The 18,123-nt window shown below is 38.6% G+C and carries 12 protein-coding genes; 4 read left to right on the top strand and 8 right to left on the bottom strand.

Features of this window, described 5'->3' with window-relative positions; translation table 11 throughout:
• Window positions 1-102: 102 nt before the first annotated feature.
• Window positions 103-615 carry a hypothetical protein gene (locus R2Q94_RS17625; protein WP_316822789.1) on the bottom strand — a complete coding sequence of 171 codons (513 nt, stop codon included), beginning with the start codon at window positions 613-615 and terminating at the stop codon, window positions 103-105.
• A 169-nt stretch (window positions 616-784) separates the two neighbouring features.
• Between R2Q94_RS17625 and R2Q94_RS17630 the strand changes: the two genes are divergently transcribed.
• Window positions 785-1,351, top strand: coding sequence for a Crp/Fnr family transcriptional regulator (locus tag R2Q94_RS17630; RefSeq protein WP_316822790.1), 567 nt, complete (start codon window positions 785-787; stop codon window positions 1,349-1,351).
• Between the two features lie 110 nt (window positions 1,352-1,461).
• On the top strand, window positions 1,462-1,791 hold the full coding sequence (locus tag R2Q94_RS17635) for a multidrug efflux SMR transporter (protein WP_316822791.1): 330 nt from the start codon (window positions 1,462-1,464) through the stop codon (window positions 1,789-1,791).
• 101 nt (window positions 1,792-1,892) lie between these two features.
• Here R2Q94_RS17635 and holA read toward each other — a convergent pair whose 3' ends face one another.
• Window positions 1,893-2,918: a DNA polymerase III subunit delta gene (gene holA, locus R2Q94_RS17640; RefSeq protein ID WP_316822792.1), complete on the bottom strand. Its 1,026-nt coding sequence runs from the start codon at window positions 2,916-2,918 to the stop codon at window positions 1,893-1,895.
• A gap of 56 nt (window positions 2,919-2,974) precedes the next feature.
• On the opposite strand from holA, the gene R2Q94_RS17645 reads away from it, so the two are divergent.
• Both R2Q94_RS17645 and R2Q94_RS17650 read left to right on the top strand, forming a co-directional pair.
• On the top strand, window positions 2,975-3,436 hold the full coding sequence (locus R2Q94_RS17645; RefSeq protein WP_316822793.1) for a type I restriction enzyme HsdR N-terminal domain-containing protein: 462 nt from the start codon (window positions 2,975-2,977) through the stop codon (window positions 3,434-3,436).
• 91 nt (window positions 3,437-3,527) lie between these two features.
• Window positions 3,528-3,752 carry a DUF6965 family protein gene (locus R2Q94_RS17650; protein ID WP_316822794.1) on the top strand — a complete coding sequence of 75 codons (225 nt, stop codon included), beginning with the start codon at window positions 3,528-3,530 and terminating at the stop codon, window positions 3,750-3,752.
• 112 nt (window positions 3,753-3,864) lie between these two features.
• Here R2Q94_RS17650 and R2Q94_RS17655 read toward each other — a convergent pair whose 3' ends face one another.
• The 6 genes from R2Q94_RS17655 to R2Q94_RS17680 all read right to left on the bottom strand — a co-directional run bounded on the left by R2Q94_RS17655 (window position 3,865) and on the right by R2Q94_RS17680 (window position 18,111).
• Window positions 3,865-6,534 carry a valine--tRNA ligase gene (locus R2Q94_RS17655; protein ID WP_316822795.1) on the bottom strand — a complete coding sequence of 890 codons (2,670 nt, stop codon included), beginning with the start codon at window positions 6,532-6,534 and terminating at the stop codon, window positions 3,865-3,867.
• A 383-nt stretch (window positions 6,535-6,917) separates the two neighbouring features.
• A complete protein-coding gene (locus R2Q94_RS17660; RefSeq protein ID WP_316822796.1) occupies window positions 6,918-9,074 on the bottom strand; it encodes a S9 family peptidase in 2,157 nt (718 codons plus the stop codon).
• 76 nt (window positions 9,075-9,150) lie between these two features.
• Window positions 9,151-11,592, bottom strand: a complete 2,442-nt coding sequence (locus R2Q94_RS17665) for a PQQ-binding-like beta-propeller repeat protein (protein ID WP_316822797.1) — start codon at window positions 11,590-11,592, stop codon at window positions 9,151-9,153.
• A gap of 190 nt (window positions 11,593-11,782) precedes the next feature.
• Window positions 11,783-13,585 (bottom strand): RagB/SusD family nutrient uptake outer membrane protein, encoded by a 1,803-nt coding sequence (locus R2Q94_RS17670; protein WP_316822798.1) that lies wholly within the window; start codon window positions 13,583-13,585, stop codon window positions 11,783-11,785.
• Between the two features lie 13 nt (window positions 13,586-13,598).
• A complete protein-coding gene (locus R2Q94_RS17675; protein WP_316822799.1) occupies window positions 13,599-17,057 on the bottom strand; it encodes a TonB-dependent receptor in 3,459 nt (1,152 codons plus the stop codon).
• Between the two features lie 142 nt (window positions 17,058-17,199).
• Window positions 17,200-18,111, bottom strand: a complete 912-nt coding sequence (locus R2Q94_RS17680) for a FecR family protein (protein ID WP_316822800.1) — start codon at window positions 18,109-18,111, stop codon at window positions 17,200-17,202.
• Between the last annotated feature and the right edge of the window lie 12 nt (window positions 18,112-18,123).

An 18,123-nucleotide genomic window follows, 5' to 3' on the forward strand; every position in this document is an offset into this window, starting at 1 on the left:
ACAATTCAGAATGAATTAGAAAACACCGGTACCAACCCGAGACCATTTAAACGATTTCAACTCATTCCACATTAATCGTGTTTAACATGCCTATCTTTCCCTTTAGAAAGCTTTATCCTTCGCCAGTATATTTAAAACCTGTTTTAACTCTTCCGGTTTATGGGTTCCTATTAAGAGCTTTTGACCATTGTTAAATACAAGCTGAAGTCCCTGGTTACCGGAAACATTAAAGGCAGCTCCATTCCCCATCAGCCCAAAACGGAGTCCCCAGCCTCCATACTCCATCACAGGACTATATTTTCTTACATTCGCTCTACTGATGCTTTCCCATGGATAATATTTAAAGGAAATATGAAAAGGATAAAACCTCACATAAATTCCCTTATCATCAATCCGGGTTTCCAATCGAAGGATCACAAACAAAATAGTGATCAAAAGTGACAGAGAAACTGAGATCAACAAACCTGTATTGCTCATTGGCTGATTTCCAAACTGCTGGCCACCAACAACCTGTTTAAATACTCCGGTAAGGAACATACCATTTATCCCCAAAAAGATAAACCACAACCACCACTGCCTAAATCTTTGTTGCTCTGAAAAAACAATACCCTCCATTTATTTTATCTGTTTATTTGCAGGCATGAGAACAAATCGCATTACATACACCAATTTAACGATAATCCTTCACAATAAACACTAAAAAAACAAAAGCCCGATCATTTCAAAGTCTATATTTGTACAAACGATTATCATTATAGCTCCCTGACAATTACATCCACCAAAAATGGAAACCATCAAACAGATCATCAAAGACATTACCCTTATTACTGAACCCTCATTAGAAAAGCTGGCCAGTCATTTTAAGGAAATTCATTACCCAAAGGGACATTTATTATTTCGTCAGCATGAAGTAGACCGCACCGTTTATTTTATAAAATCAGGCATGGCCAGGGCGTATTATCGTACAGAAGAATCTGATGTCACTTTTTGGTTTGGGAAAGAAGGGAACTCCGTATTTTCTTACAATAGCTATATCAACCAGACCCCAGGCTATGAAAGTATTGCTTTATTAGAAGACAGCATATTGTATCGGATAGAGCATCATCAACTGGAAAGCTTATATACAACGGATATTAACATCGCGAACTGGGGAAGAAAACTTATAGAAAAAGAAATCATCATGGTGGAGGAGCGACTGATTTCCAAACTCTTACTCAATGCAAGCGAGCGGTATAAAAACCTAATGGATCATTATCCTGAACTGTTACAGCGTGTACAGCTAAACTACATTGCTTCCTATCTAGGCATCACTCCGGTTTCTTTAAGCAGAATCAGAGCAGAAATCCGATGATTTGATTTCTTATCATTTGTTTAGTAAGATTTACCCCATAAATACGGAAATTTGCCTTCACATTTACCGAAGCCTGAAATTACAGTAGCCGGCAATTAAATGAAAATAAAATGAACTGGATATTTTTAATTCTTGGCGGTCTTTTTGAAATCGCCTTCGCTTCCTGTCTTGGAAAAATGAAAGAGACTACAGGAAATGCAACCTTAATGTGGGGGGCAGGCTTTATAGTCTGTCTAACGATCAGCATGGGTTTATTGCTAAAAGCTACTCAAACACTTCCTATTGGAACGGCATATGCCGTATGGACTGGTATTGGAGCCGTAGGAACAGTCTTGGTGGGAATTTTTGTATTCAATGAGCCTGCTACATTCTGGCGCATTGTATTCATCACCACATTGATCTGCTCTATCATCGGTTTAAAGGCAGTTTCTGCGCACTAATCTTAAAAAACCGACGAAGCGACCCTTTGATCAGGAAAATGATAAACCAAAAAGGATGGCAGTTTTAGCCATCCTTTTCTTTTGATCAATGATTTTTCTACTTAATGCAGCATTTTAAATAGTAGTTCCTTCAGTAATTCTCCATCAGTAATATTTCCGGTACTCTCTACTCCCTTACTTTTAAGGTCGTACTCTCTAAGTAAACTAATGATATCAAATGTTTTATTCAGGTTATAACTCCGTGCAGCAGTTTCATAATCCTTAATGAAGTAGGGATTTACGCCTAATTCCTTCGCCGCTTCCGCCTTATTTGGCAGGTAATGATACTTAAGTATTTTAGAGAAATAAGCATTCAGGTTAGCCATCACCATCACCATTGGATTTGCCTTAGGATTATCTGCAAAATAGTTAATGATCTGGTTACATTTCAATACATTTCTTACTGCCAGGGCCTTTTGCAATTCAAAAACGTTGTATTCTTTACTGATTCCTATATTTCGTTGGATCAGATCCGTGTCTATGGTTACTTCCCTGCCAATATTCAATAATAGCTTTTCTACTTCATTGGCTATCTTAGAAAGATCGGCACCTAAATATTCAGCCATCAATGCGGATGCCTGTGGCGCAATCTTATATCCTTTCTCTTTTACAAAATCCTCGATCCAGGCTGCCAGCTTATAGTCGCGGACCAAATCCGATTGAAAGATCAGTCCATTTTTGTCGATCGACTTATAGATTTTTTTACGTTTATCAAAATTGGCGTATTTATATCCCAGGACAAGAATCGTGCTTGGCAGGGGTTTCTCAAAATAACTTTGCACAAACTCCGCTTCCTTGCTGCTTCCTTCCGCTTCCTTAGCCCATTTAAGATCTTGTGCTTCCTTCACTATTATCAATTGATAGTCTGACATCATTGGATAACGTTTGGCCGCATTCATGATCGTAGCCATGTCTGTATCCTTCCCGTATAAAACGGTTTGGTTGAAACCCTTTTCCATATCGCTCAACACATTTTCTTCCATATAATGGATAATCTGATCGATATAAAAAGGTTCTTCACCATGTAAAAGGTAAACAGGCTTAAACTTTCTGGCTTTAATGTCTTTGATTATATTGGCAACACTCATATATTTATCCAAATGTAACGGCTAAAAACTAATTATTAAAGGTTATTTTTGCACAAATGGCATTTAACCCTACAGCGCTGAACCTTCCACAGTATCCTTTTAAAATTACATTAAAGGATAACAAGCACTTTATTTTCGACGAAGTACGTAAAAAACACCTGTTTCTGACTCCCGAAGAATGGGTGAGACAACATTTCATCCAGTATCTTATTCTGATCAAAAAATTCCCAAAAACACTCATTCAGATTGAAGGAGGCTTAACCCTAAACCAGCTCAGAAAAAGAAGTGATATTGTCATCTTTAATACCTCCGGAGAACGAATTATGGTGATCGAATGTAAAGCACCCACAGTAAAGATCACTCAGGCTGTCTTTGATCAGGCTTCAAGATACAATTCTGTGCATAAAGCCAAATGGCTGGTGGTTACTAACGGCCTCAAACATTGCTATGCGCTGATCGATCATCAGGCAGAAAGCTTTCAGTTCATAGAAGAATTACCGGAATACCAACAACTCTAAAACAACCATACTAATTCGCTTCATCAAAATTTCAACCTCCTTTATCCTTAAAAATCCAGGGAGTAAATCATATTAGTATTATCTTTGTATCATGACCGTTTCCGATTTAGAAGATTACTTTTCTGGTATCAACTTACCGCAAACCCTGGAACTTTATCCAGGAACTGTATTGAATGACGTACCGCACTGTGTTTCAACACATCTTGATGTGCTAAAAATATATGGCAATGTAAGACCTTATGAATGTTTCTACGACCGATTGATGAAAATCAAGGAAATGGTAGACCAGGAGCAGGAAAACTCAGAAGAAGAATAAAAAGACTATAATTGATACTTGCCAATGGCTACAATGTAAATGAAAAAGACAACCTGATTTGGGTTGTCTTTTTCATTTGATTCTATTTATTCAATAGATAGGTCTATTGCAACTAAGCTAAAGATTCAATTTGACCTACAATCGTACTGATTTTGGCTTCCGCATCTGCTTTTTTACTACGCTCATTCTGAATGATCTCCGGTTTCGCATTCTGAACGAAACGTTCATTGTTCAACTTCGCGTCTACCGACTTCAAAAATCCCTGTAAATAAACCAGTTCTGCATTTAAGCGTGCTTTCTCTGCTTCCACATCAATTGTTTCACTCAATTGGATAAAGAATTCATCCTTTCCTACCATGAAACTCAATGCACCAGCAATTTTATCTGACACGAACTCAACTTCAGAGATGTTTACCACCTTAGAAATAACGTTCAGCCATTTTTCATAATTTATTCCTGTATTCACTTTAATACTCAATGGCAAAGCCTCTTTTGGAGAAATCTGCTTGGTATTACGTACGTTTCTGATTTCTGCGATCAGACCTTTAACGCTTTCTACATCCTTCAATAATCCGGCATCAATTGAACTAACGACAGGATATGAAGCCACAATACAGCAGTCCATCTCTCCTTTTTCGCCGAACAATTCATCATGCCATAGCTCCTCTGTTAAGAAAGGCATATATGGATGTAAAAGTGTCAGAATTTTTTCAAAGAAACCTATCGTAGCCTTTAAACTTTCTGCATCAATTGGGTGCTGATATGCAGGTTTCACCATTTCCAGGTACCATGCACAGAAATCATCCCAAACCAATTTATAAGAAGCCATTAATGCTTCCGATAAACGATACTGTTTAAAGTTATCTTCGATCTCCACCAATGCTTCATTGAAACGGCTTTCAAACCATGAAATCGCTTGTTGGTTAGGATTTGGTAAGGCATTATCAACTTCCCATCCTTTCACCAAACGGAAAGCATTCCAGATTTTATTGGCAAAATTCCTTCCTTGTTCACAGTAACTTTCATCAAACATCAGGTCATTTCCAGCAGGAGAACACAATAGCATACCTACACGAACCCCATCAGCACCATATTTTTCAATAAGGCCAATTGGGTCAGGAGAATTTCCTAATGATTTAGACATTTTACGTCCTTGTTTGTCTCTAACAATACCTGTCAGGTAAACATTAGTAAATGGTTTTTCAGCACGGAACTCATGTCCAGCCATGATCATTCTCGCTACCCAAAAGAATAAAATCTCAGGAGCAGTAACCAGATCATTGGTTGGATAGTAATAGTTAATATCCTTATTGTCTGGGTTCTTAAATCCATCAAACACAGAGATAGGCCATAACCATGAAGAAAACCAGGTATCCATTACATCAGGATCCTGTTTTACAAATGGTGCCAATTGATTTTTAAATCCATTCGCTTCTTCCGCTGTAAATTCTCCATCAACATCTTTAAGTTTTAAAAACTCAGTTAAAGCTTCTTCCTTCGTTTTTGCAACAACCCAGTTACCCTGATTGTCGTACCAAGCCGGAATTTGTTGTCCCCACCATAGCTGTCTGCTGATGTTCCAATCACGGATATTTTCCATCCAATGACGGTAAGTATTCTGGAATTTCTCCGGAATCAACTTCACATCACCATTCAATACATCTTCCAATGCAGGCTTCGCCATTTCGTCCATTTTACAGAACCATTGCATCGATAGTTTTGGCTCAATTGCCGCATCTGTACGCTCAGAGAAACCTACCTGTGATTTATAGTCTTCTACTTTATCCAGGTGTCCGGCTTCATCCAATAATTTAGCAATCTTTTTTCTGGCGATAAAACGATCTTCACCTACAAGAATTTGCGCCAGTTCATTTAATGTACCGTCCTCATTTAAGATATCAATTACTGGCAATTTATGTCTCAATCCTAACTCATAATCATTCAAATCATGTGCTGGAGTAACTTTTAAACAACCTGTTCCAAAATCCATGGTCACATAATCATCCTCAATAACAGGAATCTCACGATTGATCAGCGGAACAAATACTTTTTTCCCTTTTAGATGCGCATAACGTTCATCATTTGGATTCACGCAGATTGCTGCGTCTGCCATAATGGTTTCGGGACGAGTGGTTGCAATTGTCAGGAATTCCTGATCACTGCTTCCAGCAACCGTATATTTGATATAATAGAGTTTTTGATTTACTTCTTTACGGATCACTTCTTCATCAGAAACTGATGTTTTTCCTGCCGGATCCCAATTCACCATTCTCACTCCACGGTAAATTCTTCCTTTCTTATACAGGTGGATAAAACTATCAATTACCGCTTCAGACATATCTTCTTCCATGGTAAAACGGGTACGATCCCAGTCGCAACTGGCACCCAATTTCTTTAACTGCTCCAGAATAATACCACCGTATTTTTCTTTCCACTCCCAGGCATACTTTAAGAATTCTTCCCTTGTCAGGTCCTTCTTATCAATACCGCGTTCTTTTAACATCGCCACAACTTTAGCCTCTGTTGCAATAGAAGCATGGTCAGTACCAGGTACCCAGCATGCATTCTTACCCTGCATTCTTGCCCTGCGAATCAAAACATCCTGAATTGTATTGTTCAACATATGTCCCATGTGCAATACACCTGTGACGTTTGGTGGCGGAATTACAATTGTATATGGTTCGCGTTCATCCGGTTCAGAATGGAAAAAGTTCTTTGACATCCAGTAGCTGTACCATTTATCTTCGGTTGCTGCCGGGTCGTATTTTGTGGAAATGCTCATTATTACGAAAAAGTATCTGTTGAGTTGCAAAAATAGCTTTTTAATCTGGAAAGAGAAAAATTCGGGTTACTACTCAGTGACTCAAATCTTTTGCTGAAAGGCAAAAGATTTGCAGGTCAGCTGATAGCAATCCCTCATTTTTAATTAAGCACCCATTTTTGACCCTAAAAAAGGCTATAAAATCAATCAGCGAATTATATTCTTTACTGATATCGAAATCTTAAAACAACAGAAATCATGAATAGTATTCTGATTTTGAGGAACTCCAGGAAGTTTAATTACAAAAAAAGCGGGTTGTACTTTGAAGGCCTGTAAAATCTTTCCTTCAAAAGATTATGAGACCGAAAAGTACACCCGCTTTTTTAGCAGAATTAACTGTAAAACTATTTTTTCAGATGCTGCATAAAATAATCAGTCACCTTTTGATAAAGATGTACACGATCTTTACCAATAACATTGTGCTCATGGCCTGGATAAATCATATAATCCAATTGAATGTTCTTATCAACGGCATGTTTGATAAAATCAACCGTATGTTGTTGTAAAACTACCGGATCCTGAACCCCATGAATCAATAGTAACTTACCTTTTAAGCTGCCAACATGGTCAGACAGGTTGGTTTCTGCATAACCTTCTGGATTTTCCTGAGGGGTATCCATATAACGTTCGGTATACATTACTTCGTAGAAATTCCAATTGATCACAGGACCACCTGCAACAGCAGCTTTAAACATACCCGGTGCTTTTAACATCACATTTGTAGTACTAAAACCACCAAAGCTCCAGCCAAACAAGCCCATATTATCTGCATCTACATATGGTAAAGCCTTCAGATAACCTACTGTTTTTTTCATATCTTCCAGCTGAACAGCTCCAGCATGTCTGAACATCGATTGTTCAAAAGCTTTTCCTCTGTTATCACTACCACGGGTATCCATAGTCAGCACTACAAAACCTTGCTGTGCCATATATCTGAACCAGTAATCACCTGCACCGGCATTCCAGCTGTTTGTAATTAACTGTGCATGTGGACCTCCATACCAGTAAACGATTACCGGATATTTTTTTGTACTGTCAAAATTTACAGGTTTATACAGGCTGCAATAAAGATCATCACCGGTCTCACTTTTAATGGTGAAGATAGAAGAATTTACGGTTGCATAATCTGCGAGTGGATTTGCGGCCTTCAACAAAACACTGGTCTTTTCTGTAGCCACTTCAATCAGTTGAATCAATTTAGGCAATTCCGGATTGCTGTAACTATCAATCACTGTTTTTCCGGTACTGCTGATTTGTGCATTATGCACACCAACACCTTGAGTAATGCGCTTAGATTTTGCAGATTTCAGGTCTAATATATACAGATTTCTCGTAATCGGAGATGCTGCTGTTGACATATAAAATAACTGATCACCATTAGGACTGAAGCCTTTCAGCTCTGTTACTTCCCAATTTCCTTTCGTCAATTGTTTCAAAACTTTTCCTTTTAAGTCATATAAGTATAAATGATTCCATCCATCACGGTTACTTTGCCAGATAAATTTCGAAGGATCATTTTTAAGGAATACCATTGGCACCAATGGCTCAACGTACTTTTCATCTTTCTCTTCAAAAATGGTCTTCATGAAATCACCAGTTACCGCATCGTATTGGTTAAGTTTCATCTCATTCTGAGCGCGGTTTACCACAGCAATAAATACATATTTATCATCCGGGCTCCAGGCAATATTGGTAAGGTACTGATCTTCAGGCTCACCGGCTTTCAAATAGACCAATGCTTTAGTTGCAGGATTGAAGACACCTACAGTCACATGATGGCTTTTATCACCTGCCATTGGGTATTTAATATTCACATTCTTTGCAGGCCGGGTTGTCCAATCAGAGATTGGATAATCTGTTACCATACTTTGATCCATTCTGTAAAAGGCCAATAATTTGCCATTGTTACTCCAGAAGATTCCTTTAGAAATTCCGAATTCTTCTCTATGAACAGAGGAAGCGTACACTATATCTGCAGTTCCATCGGTAGTTACCTGATCAGTAGTTTTTCCATTGGAAACAAAAAGATTGAACTTATCCAGGTAGGCAACATAACCAGCCTTACTTTCTTCAGCATTTGTTTTCGCTGCAATTTCTGCACTTAATAGCGTTTTAAAAGTATTTTTAGCAGGATTAAAGGCTACTTTCGCACCTTTAACATACATAATCCAATCTGCAGCCTGATTAAACTGAATCACCGGCATCGCTTTTAATGTATCTTGCTGGGCTGCTTTTAATTTTTGATTTAACTGTACAAGAGAAAGAAAAACTTGTTCGTCTTTTGATTTAAAGTCTCCCGACATCCATACCAGGCCATTCGACTGACGTTTGGCATATACATAATTTTCTGTTCCGTAAATGAACTGCAGCTGAGATAAGTTTTCAGGAGCAAGAGTAGTACGTGCATTACTCATTGCATCCTGCATCGTCAGCATTTTATTCTGGGCAATCCCATAAAATGAGAGGGCCACCAACTGACATAGTAAGATAAATTTCTTCATTGTTTTTTAATTGATGGCCCAAATGTAACAATTAACCAGGTATCCCTGGTAAACTGCAACAACATTGCAACCTAAGCTAGTTTATTTCAAAACCATAAACATTACCTGCAAAATCTCCAATAAAAAGCTGTTTTCCATTTAAAGCAGGGTCGGCAAATACAGGTGCACCAAGGTTTAGTTTTTGCGATACTTTTCCAGAATCTTCATTGATCAGATACAGATAACCATCAGAAGCCGCAAATAATAATTGCTGCCCATACTTTAATACAGTACTTTCAACAGTAGCCGCTCCAGGTCCGGTATAAGGTGCTGAATACACTAAAGCATTACCCGTAGGTCTGTTCCATACTTCTTTTAATGTTTTCAAATCATAAGCAACCACTCCATCCGTTGAAGTGGGCATAATTAAATATTTATCTGTGATTAATGGAATCGCCATTACTTTGAAATCGTAAGGACCTTCAATTTTGTCGATGTTTTTTCCGGTTAGTGGATCAAGGATAAAAATGGCGTTTAAACCAGTAACATATACCTTACCATTCGCGTAAATTCCTGTACTGCTTCTAAAACGAAGCCCTTCATCACTTCTTTTCCAAAGTAATTTTCCAGTTTTACGGTCGTGACCAAACAAACTCTGCCAATTACTTCCAGTAATCAGCACCTCTCCTGCCATAGTCATTTTCTCAGGCGTACCTTCTCCACCATTCCAGTCATTATTGATCCAGATGGTCTTTCCAGTAGCCACTTCTAATGCCTGTAAATAAGAACCATAACCCGTATAATACACCCCTTGATCTACAATACCTCCGGAAATATAGCCTGGTAGACTTTTCATTCCAAGGTCTTTTTTCCACACCAAAGTTCCATTACTTGCTTTCAAGGCATAGGTAAAGCCTTCCATATCTGTCCCTAGAATAATCCCCTTATCATATGCAAGTGCATGTTTGATGGAGTTACGCGTTTTATAATGCCATAGGATTTTACCTGTAGCTGGATCTAAAGCCGTAATTCCGCATTGCAGGTTGTTTGCATCATCAATACTAGCGGTGAATAATTTTCCTTCCGCAATAGTCGGACTTCCTTTCCAAATGCTGCCTTTGATGTTATTTACCCATTTTAAAGACAAAATACTGGAACGCTCCTTTCCTGCTGATTTAAATTTCTCAGCTGCAGCAGCCTTATTAGTCATACCCCAATTTGCATTTAAAGGCATAGTAAAGCCTTGTTTCTGAATGTGAATTCTCCCATCCTGATAAGTTACTTCCGTCTGAATTGTAAAAGCTTTGCCTTTAGTCAATTTAGCAGCGGGTACACTTCCATACCAACTCCAATCGGTATTGGCGGTTAATGGCGCTGAACCTATCTGATTTCCTTTATCATCATAGATCAAACTTTTCACAGATTTCAACCCATTTTCAGTATCATAAATATTTGCAGAAATCATCAGTTGTCCATCTTTCACCAATACCATATTGTTACCGCTAGGGCTATTTACCACCAAATGATCATGTAAATAAGTGTAATGAGGTTTGATGGTTTTTACACCATCCTTATCAATCTCGATCGATAAAAACTGCCCCGCTGAATTGTCGATTCCCCCCATACTTGGAGCTGCAGAAGAAACATATTGGATCCCTGTTTTATCACTTTTTCTAACGAAGTTATTATGCCAGTGCCCATAAACCCAGGCTTTCAAATTATTTTCATTTAGGTTGATGGAATCATTTTTCCCTTTCAACACAAACTGATCGTTATAAGTGAGTAGGTCATGATTAAAAATGATTACCGGTTTATTCTTGTCTGTTGCAGCAAGATCATTTTTCATCCAGCTGATCACTTCATCAACAGTATAAGAAGGTTGTACATCACCAGAACGCATTGGTGTAACAATAAAGTGTGCCGGACCAGCATCAAAAGAATAATACACCGGGCCAAAAAGGTTTTCAAAAAGTTCTTCCCCATAGGCTCCTTTTACCAGGTCATGATTTCCTATACAGTAAAACACCTGTTTTTCCAAAGCTTCCGGAGTCACCTGACTGGCATGAAAATTCAATCCTTTCTCATAACAGATGTCACCGGTATGAACGATAAAACCGACATCCTGTTTACTGGAAAAATGCTTGAGGTTAGTAATCCAATCGTTGTATTTATCAGTTTCAGTATCTGTGATCTGCAACATCTTTACAGTAGATCCGGCAGTAGTAGGATCAGGTAGTAGTCCGAAGTTATAATTCTCCAGTTTATCATCAATTTTCAGGTAATGTTTTGCGGCCAGTTTATAGCCAGCTGGGACGGTCACAAATATAAACCGGTTTTTCGAATGCCCTGGCAAAGTAAAATTACCATTTGCATCTGTTTTCAATACGTTTTGTCCGTCGGAAACAAGAACACCTTTCATACCTTTCTCTTGCACATCCCAGGTTTTATTCTTGTTCTCATCCAGGAAAACTTTTCCTTTGTATTGCGCTCCTGCGGTTGAGGCCAGGAAAGCAAAAACTACTGTAAAAATTAATCTCATTAGGCTTTCATTTGTTTATGTGAATTTTGTGTGGTTCATTCAAATATATAATTACAGGGTTTATTTATCCTTGATAATTTTTCTAATTGGATCTTAATGTCCATTTAAAACATTAAAAAAGCAGCAGGTCTCTAAACCTGCTGCTGAACGAGGGCATTAAATTACAAGTCTAAAAATCTATAAGAAAAGATTACCAGCCAAAAACCTGTTTCAACTGTGGATTAACTACAGTTTCGCCAATTGGAATTGGTCTATAATAATATTTAGGTGTGATGAAATTTCTTGGCTGATCTCTATCTCTGGTAAAGGCGATAAAGCCTGAAGTACCATTGGTCAGGTAAAAATTCTGATCTTTTCCCGTTTTATCTTTCAAATAGAATTTAGATAATTTTTCTCTTTCCGGAGCTGGAATATTCGCAATTAAAGATTCATCATTAGGAGAAGGCAGGATGGCGATATCAGGTTTACCATCACCGGTTACATCCATAGCACCCAATGCAGGAATATACATTCCCTGCTGACTATCCTGGAATAAATTACCGGACTTCCAACGCATCAGGTCATTAAAACGAAAACCTTCACAAGCGGTTTCTACCCTTCTCTCGCGGCGAATTTCCAGCAATACTGCACCATTGGCATTAGGATATGAAGCTGCCAGAACAGGATCTAAAGCTACTCCCATCAACAATGGAGGCATTTGTACTCTACTACGCAACAAATTAATGGTCTGATCAAGATCTCCCTGATTCACAGTTCCAGACTCCGCTTTAGCTTCCGCGTAGTTCAGTAGGATTTCTGCATACCTGAATATAGGCAAACCCGTATAATTCATCTCCCAACCTTGTCTAAGTGCAGGATCACGGGGATAAAACTTAATCTGATTGTAACCTCCTAATGTAGGTTTGATTCTATAAGGTTCATCAACGGTACTTGCACCTCTAAAATTTGGGTTAATAATGGTCTCTGCCATCCTTGGATCACGATCAGTAAATACTTCAGTATAAACCTTGGTATCATAGCCCGGACTAGATGTAAAAGGAGTTCCATCTTTTTTCAAATAAGTATCCGCCAGACTTCTGCTCAGCGACCAGGTATAATCAAGGACCGTATGGGTATTATTTCCTACGTTTAATTCTTTAGTATAATCTGCCCACATGATCATTTCCTTACTATTTGCCAGACTCGGACTTGAAAACAGGGATCTGTAATCTAATGCACCGTTTCCGGTACTAACCAGACTAAAACCACCCTCTTTCATGATTTTATCTGAAGCGCTAATGGCAATATCCAGGAAGCGTTGATAGTCTGCAGACAGTCCAATTTCATCATGATACTTTCTGAAAGTCCCCTCATGCAAAGCAAATCTGGATAATAAAGCCAATGCCGCCCATTTGGTAACCCTGGTCTTCCCAGCATTTGTTTTTACATCATTTTTAATATTTGCTACAGCGTAATTCAGATCACTCAATACAGAATCTACGACCAATGCTCTTGGATCCTGTCCTTTGTATAAATCAGGATCATTATCTGAAAGCACGTGTCCATACCAGGGTACATTATGGTATTTTTTTATTTTCTGAAAGTAGAAATTAGCACGGAAGAACTTTGCGATTCCAGCATAGTGCTTAATCAATGCCGGATCCCCCTTAACCTGTCCGATATGATCTAACATGAAATTCACACTTCTCAGGGCTGCCCAGTCGGATTTTGCCCATCCACCCACATTTGCTGAGGATAATCCGCCTCTCAGTAAAATATCAACTTCCCCATCTCCATTGTAATTGGAAATATTATCCGAATTTATGTCAGAATAACTAGGAGAAATCTGGTTATAAAAACCATTACTATAGGTTTCTAAATCTGTAGGCGATTGAAAAAACACACCTTCAGTAATTTCAGTTTTTGGATCCCTCTGCAGGAAATCTTTCTTGCAGGCGGTCATCCCTATCGTCATCAATCCTAATGTAAGGATATAAATTGTTTTTAGTTTCATGATGCTTCTTGCGTTAAAAATTAAGGTTTAAACCAACAGAGTAAGTCTTTTGGAAAGGATAGATGGTTCCATCTAATCCTTCTGGATCCAATCTGGCTTTGATGTGTGAGACATCCATGATATTCTCCGCACTAAAGTACACTCTCAGTTTATCCATCTTTAGTCTGCTGGTTAAAGATTTAGGAAGTGTATAGCCCAGGGTAAGGTTTTTTAACCTCAGGTAAGAAGCATCCTGTAAATATTTCGTTTGTGGGTTACCCAATTCCGTTGCATCTTCGGCAATGTATGCTTTCACACGAGGGAAGTAAGCATTCGGAGTTTCAGGAGTCCAGCGATCCAGGTTATGTGCCTGAACATTGGTCCATGGTTGAGCATAAACACCCCAGAAATAATGGTTACTAGGGTTAGGATACCAATCTCTTTTTCCTACACCCTGAAAAAATACACGGACATCAAAACCTTTCCATCCTGCTCCAAGATCGATTCCGTACTGATATCTGGCAGTGGTATTCCCAATGATTTTCTGATCTCCATGGTCGGCCAGTGTATTTTTACCTTTATTGATTTTACCGTCACCATTCAGATCTCTGAACTTTAAATCACCGACATCAAACTTATAACCTGTATCATCGGCACCGACCGCAGTCTGGTCAGCATGACTCGCCAATTCTTCTTTCGACTGGAAAAAACCTTCTGTTTCCAATCCCCAGATTTCCCCCATTTCTTTACCTACATAATGGTCACTTAATAAACCATTAGGATTATCAAACTTAGTAATGTAACTACGGCTATCGCCCATATTGAACCCAATATTATAGTACAGCTGACTGTTGTTTACCATAAACCCATCTTTCCAGCCAATTCTCAGTTCCCATCCTTTGGTTTTCAAATCCGCAGCATTCACTCTTGGTTCAGAAACCCCGAAAACACCTGGAAGTGTTTTTCCTTTAGTGAGCATACCCTTGGTATATCTGGTATAAGCATCAAAGCTCAGGTCAAATCTATTTTTGAACATACTGATATCTCCACCGAAATTCATAGTTGAAACCCTTTCCCAGGTTAAACTTTTTGCTACTGCATTTGGAGGATTAACAGCTGTAGGCTTATTGCCATCCAGAATCTGTCCGATTTGTCCAGGATTCATGGTTGGGATATAATAATAAGCACTCACATCCTGGTTACCCAAAGCCCCATATGAAGCACGGAATTTTAGCAGATCGATTTTTAATTTTTCTGCAATGGGCTTAAAGATTTTCTCATTACTGATCACCCAAGCTACAGAAGCAGACGGGAAAAAGCCCCATCTGTCATTTGAAGGAAAGCGGGAAGTCCCATCATAACGACCATTTAACTCCAGAATATATTTGTCGTCAAAAATATAATTCATGCGATAGAACCAACCTCTTACTGCCCAGTCTTCCATGCGCTCTCCGGCGCTGATTGGACCGGTCGCAAGATTTAGAGAAGGTAAGGTAGAGCTAATTAAATTCGTCCTGCTTACAAAGCCATAACTCCAGTTCCTGGTTTCCTGATTAAAACCAGCCAGGACTTGCAGGTAATGCTTTTCATTAAAGGTTTTATGAAAATCAGTATAAATATTATAGATATTGTTTCTCAGGTGTCTTTCTGTATTTGTAGCAGAACCTGCAATGCTGCCGCTGTAACTAATTGCAGAATTTGGTCCTGTTTTATAAGGAATTGCAAGGTCAAAAGATCTGCCGGTAGTATCAATCTTACGTACTGTTGCATCAGCTTTTAAATCCCAGATATCTTTAATCAGGGAAGCTTTTGCGGTAAAAGTAGTCTGAAAATTATTTGCTCTGGTCATTCTACGTCCACCACTTTGCATCTTTCCTAATAAGGCGGCTCCGGTAGAAGTCCAGCTCCCATCAGGATTGGTTGGCACGTCCAAAGAACTCTGTCTGTTTACATTATGGAAGAACCCTTCACCATTATAAGAAGGCTCATCATAGGTACTGGTCACAAACATCGTATTGGTTCCTATGTTCAACCATTTTGACAAATTAAAATCCGCTTTAGCACGAAGGTTATAACGGTCATATTTATCATTACCATACCTAAACATTCCTTCATTTCTAAAATACTCGGAAGACAAATAATAGCTTAGTTTATCATCTTTTTTAGAAAGACTCAGGTTGGCATTATAAGTTGGTGCATTTGGTTTGTAAACTTCATCCATCCAGTTCGTAGTCCCATAATACATCCAGGCATTTGGATCGGTTGGAGATACAATTACAGATGGTAAACCAGGATCAGCAGAACGTTTTCTGGCATAATCCCTAATATTCTCCGGGTATAAATCGTATAAAGGATAAGCGGCATCATGTTTATACTCCATTACTGTAATTGGATCAGTCACAATATCTGGTACTCTTCCCAATTGTCTGATGGCATAATACGTATTGGCATTTATTTTTAAATCTTCAGTTTTTGCTGATTTTGTAGTGATTAAAACCACACCAAAAGCACCTCTGGCTCCATAAATTGCTGCAGATGCCGCATCTTTCAGAACCGTTACATTTTCAATATCTGCAGGATTTAAAGCCAGTAATTCCTCACTTGTAAAAGGCACATTATCTACCAGGATATAAGGAGAACCACCATTTAATGAAGTAAATCCACGGATGTTGAATTTAGGTGCTTTGTTCACCTGTCCGCTAGAAATGGTGATATTTAAGTTAGGAATCATCCCTTGCAAACCTGCTCCAACACTGGCAATCGGCCTGTTTTCTATTTCCTTACCGGAAACACCATCTACTGCCCCACTCAGATTTACTTTCTTCTGAGTACCATAACCTACCACCACTACTTCATTCAGAAACTTATCATCATCCTGTAGCACCACATTGATTTGCTTGCGTGTACCGATCACAATCTTTTGCTCGGTCAATCCAACATAGCTAAACACCAATACATCAGCTGGTGAACCTGCTTCAATCTGGTATAAACCATTTGCATCTGTGGTGGCAGCTTTTGGCGTTCCCATAATCCGAACAGAAACTCCAGGAATAGGTAATCCTTTTTCATCGGTCACCATTCCTTTGATTAAAATGGCTTCGTTCACCCAGGAAAGAACTGGTAAGGCGTCCTGATCCCTACGCTTAAAAATCACAATATTATGATCAGATTCACGATAAGAAAAAGGGGTGCCGTTCAACAATTGAAAAAGCACTTCATTTAAAGGTTTTCCAGAAACCTCCATTTCAATCCCCTTTACTTTTCTCAATTCATTATTGTTATAAGAAAAATCCAACTTACTGCTCTTGCTGATTTTCTCTATTGCTTTTTCTAAGGATTCGCCTTTCAGATGTAAATCTACTTTCACCTTATTAAGTCGCTGACTAAAAACCGTTTCCGCGAACAAGGTTCCGGCGGAAGTCAGCAATGTGGCAAACACTATTAATCCTACTCTCATTATCTTAAGAATTAGTGTAGTAATGTTTTTTTTCATATTTTTATTCGTTTTATAATTTCAATGAAACATAGCACGGCCATCTGGAGAATTTTTCGAAGAGTTACCCAAATGCTGTACATTCTGATCAGTATCTGCTCTAACAGGTACTGATCTTCTTTTTTTAATACTATTGACCGATTTAATTACATCCGCTACCTGTTATAAGCACCTCCTTTTCTTTGTTAATTTGGTAAGTAATTCCTTGTATTTCCTTGATGAGGTCCAATACCTCGGTTAAGCTTTGGCTGGTGTTAAAACGGATACTGTTCTGACAGTTCCTGAATTTTTCGGGATCATATTTGATTTTTACCTGATAGGCATTTTCTACTGCCAATACCAGGTCTTCAAAATAAGCTGCATTCAGAACAATATTGCCATCATTCCATGCCCTACGCTCAACTGCCTGAACCTTTAATACCTTCGGTTTACGGTGATCCTTATTGTACACAACCTGTTCGTTTTTAAGGAGTATACTGGTCTGCTGCTGATCGTCACTTACCGCTACTTTTCCTGACAATACCGCGACACTCATGGTTGACAATGCCTGATAAGATTTTACCACAAAGGAAGTTCCCAATACATTGGTCTTAATACCAGCAGCCTCTACTACAAAAGGAACGTTTTTATCATGAACGATGTCAAAGAAACCTTCTCCATCAATCAGGTAAACCGTCCTCTTCTTTCCAAATTTCTTAGGATATTTAAATGTACTGGCAGAATTTAACCACACTTTGGAGCCATCTGGCAATACCAGTTGACGCGTCTCTCCCTTTGCCACTTCAATCGTGATATAAGCAGTATTAAAAAAATAGAAAAACAATACGCTTGTGGAGAGTAAAATAAAAGATACCGCAGCAGCGATACTCAGCATGACTTTCTTTCTCTTCAGTTTGAATACTCTTTCCTGCTGTTGCTGGACATGTTGAGTCAACTGAATACGCTCCAGGATTTCCTGACGCAAATACGCTTTATCATTTTCATCCTCAAAAACGTCGGAAGGCGGAGTGATTCCGAATGCTTTATACAGATCGTCTTTTTCTTTTTCGTTCATATACTAAATACA

The sequence above is a fragment of the Pedobacter gandavensis genome (assembly GCF_032678465.1).
Classification (GTDB): Bacteria; Bacteroidota; Bacteroidia; order Sphingobacteriales; family Sphingobacteriaceae; genus Pedobacter; species Pedobacter gandavensis_B.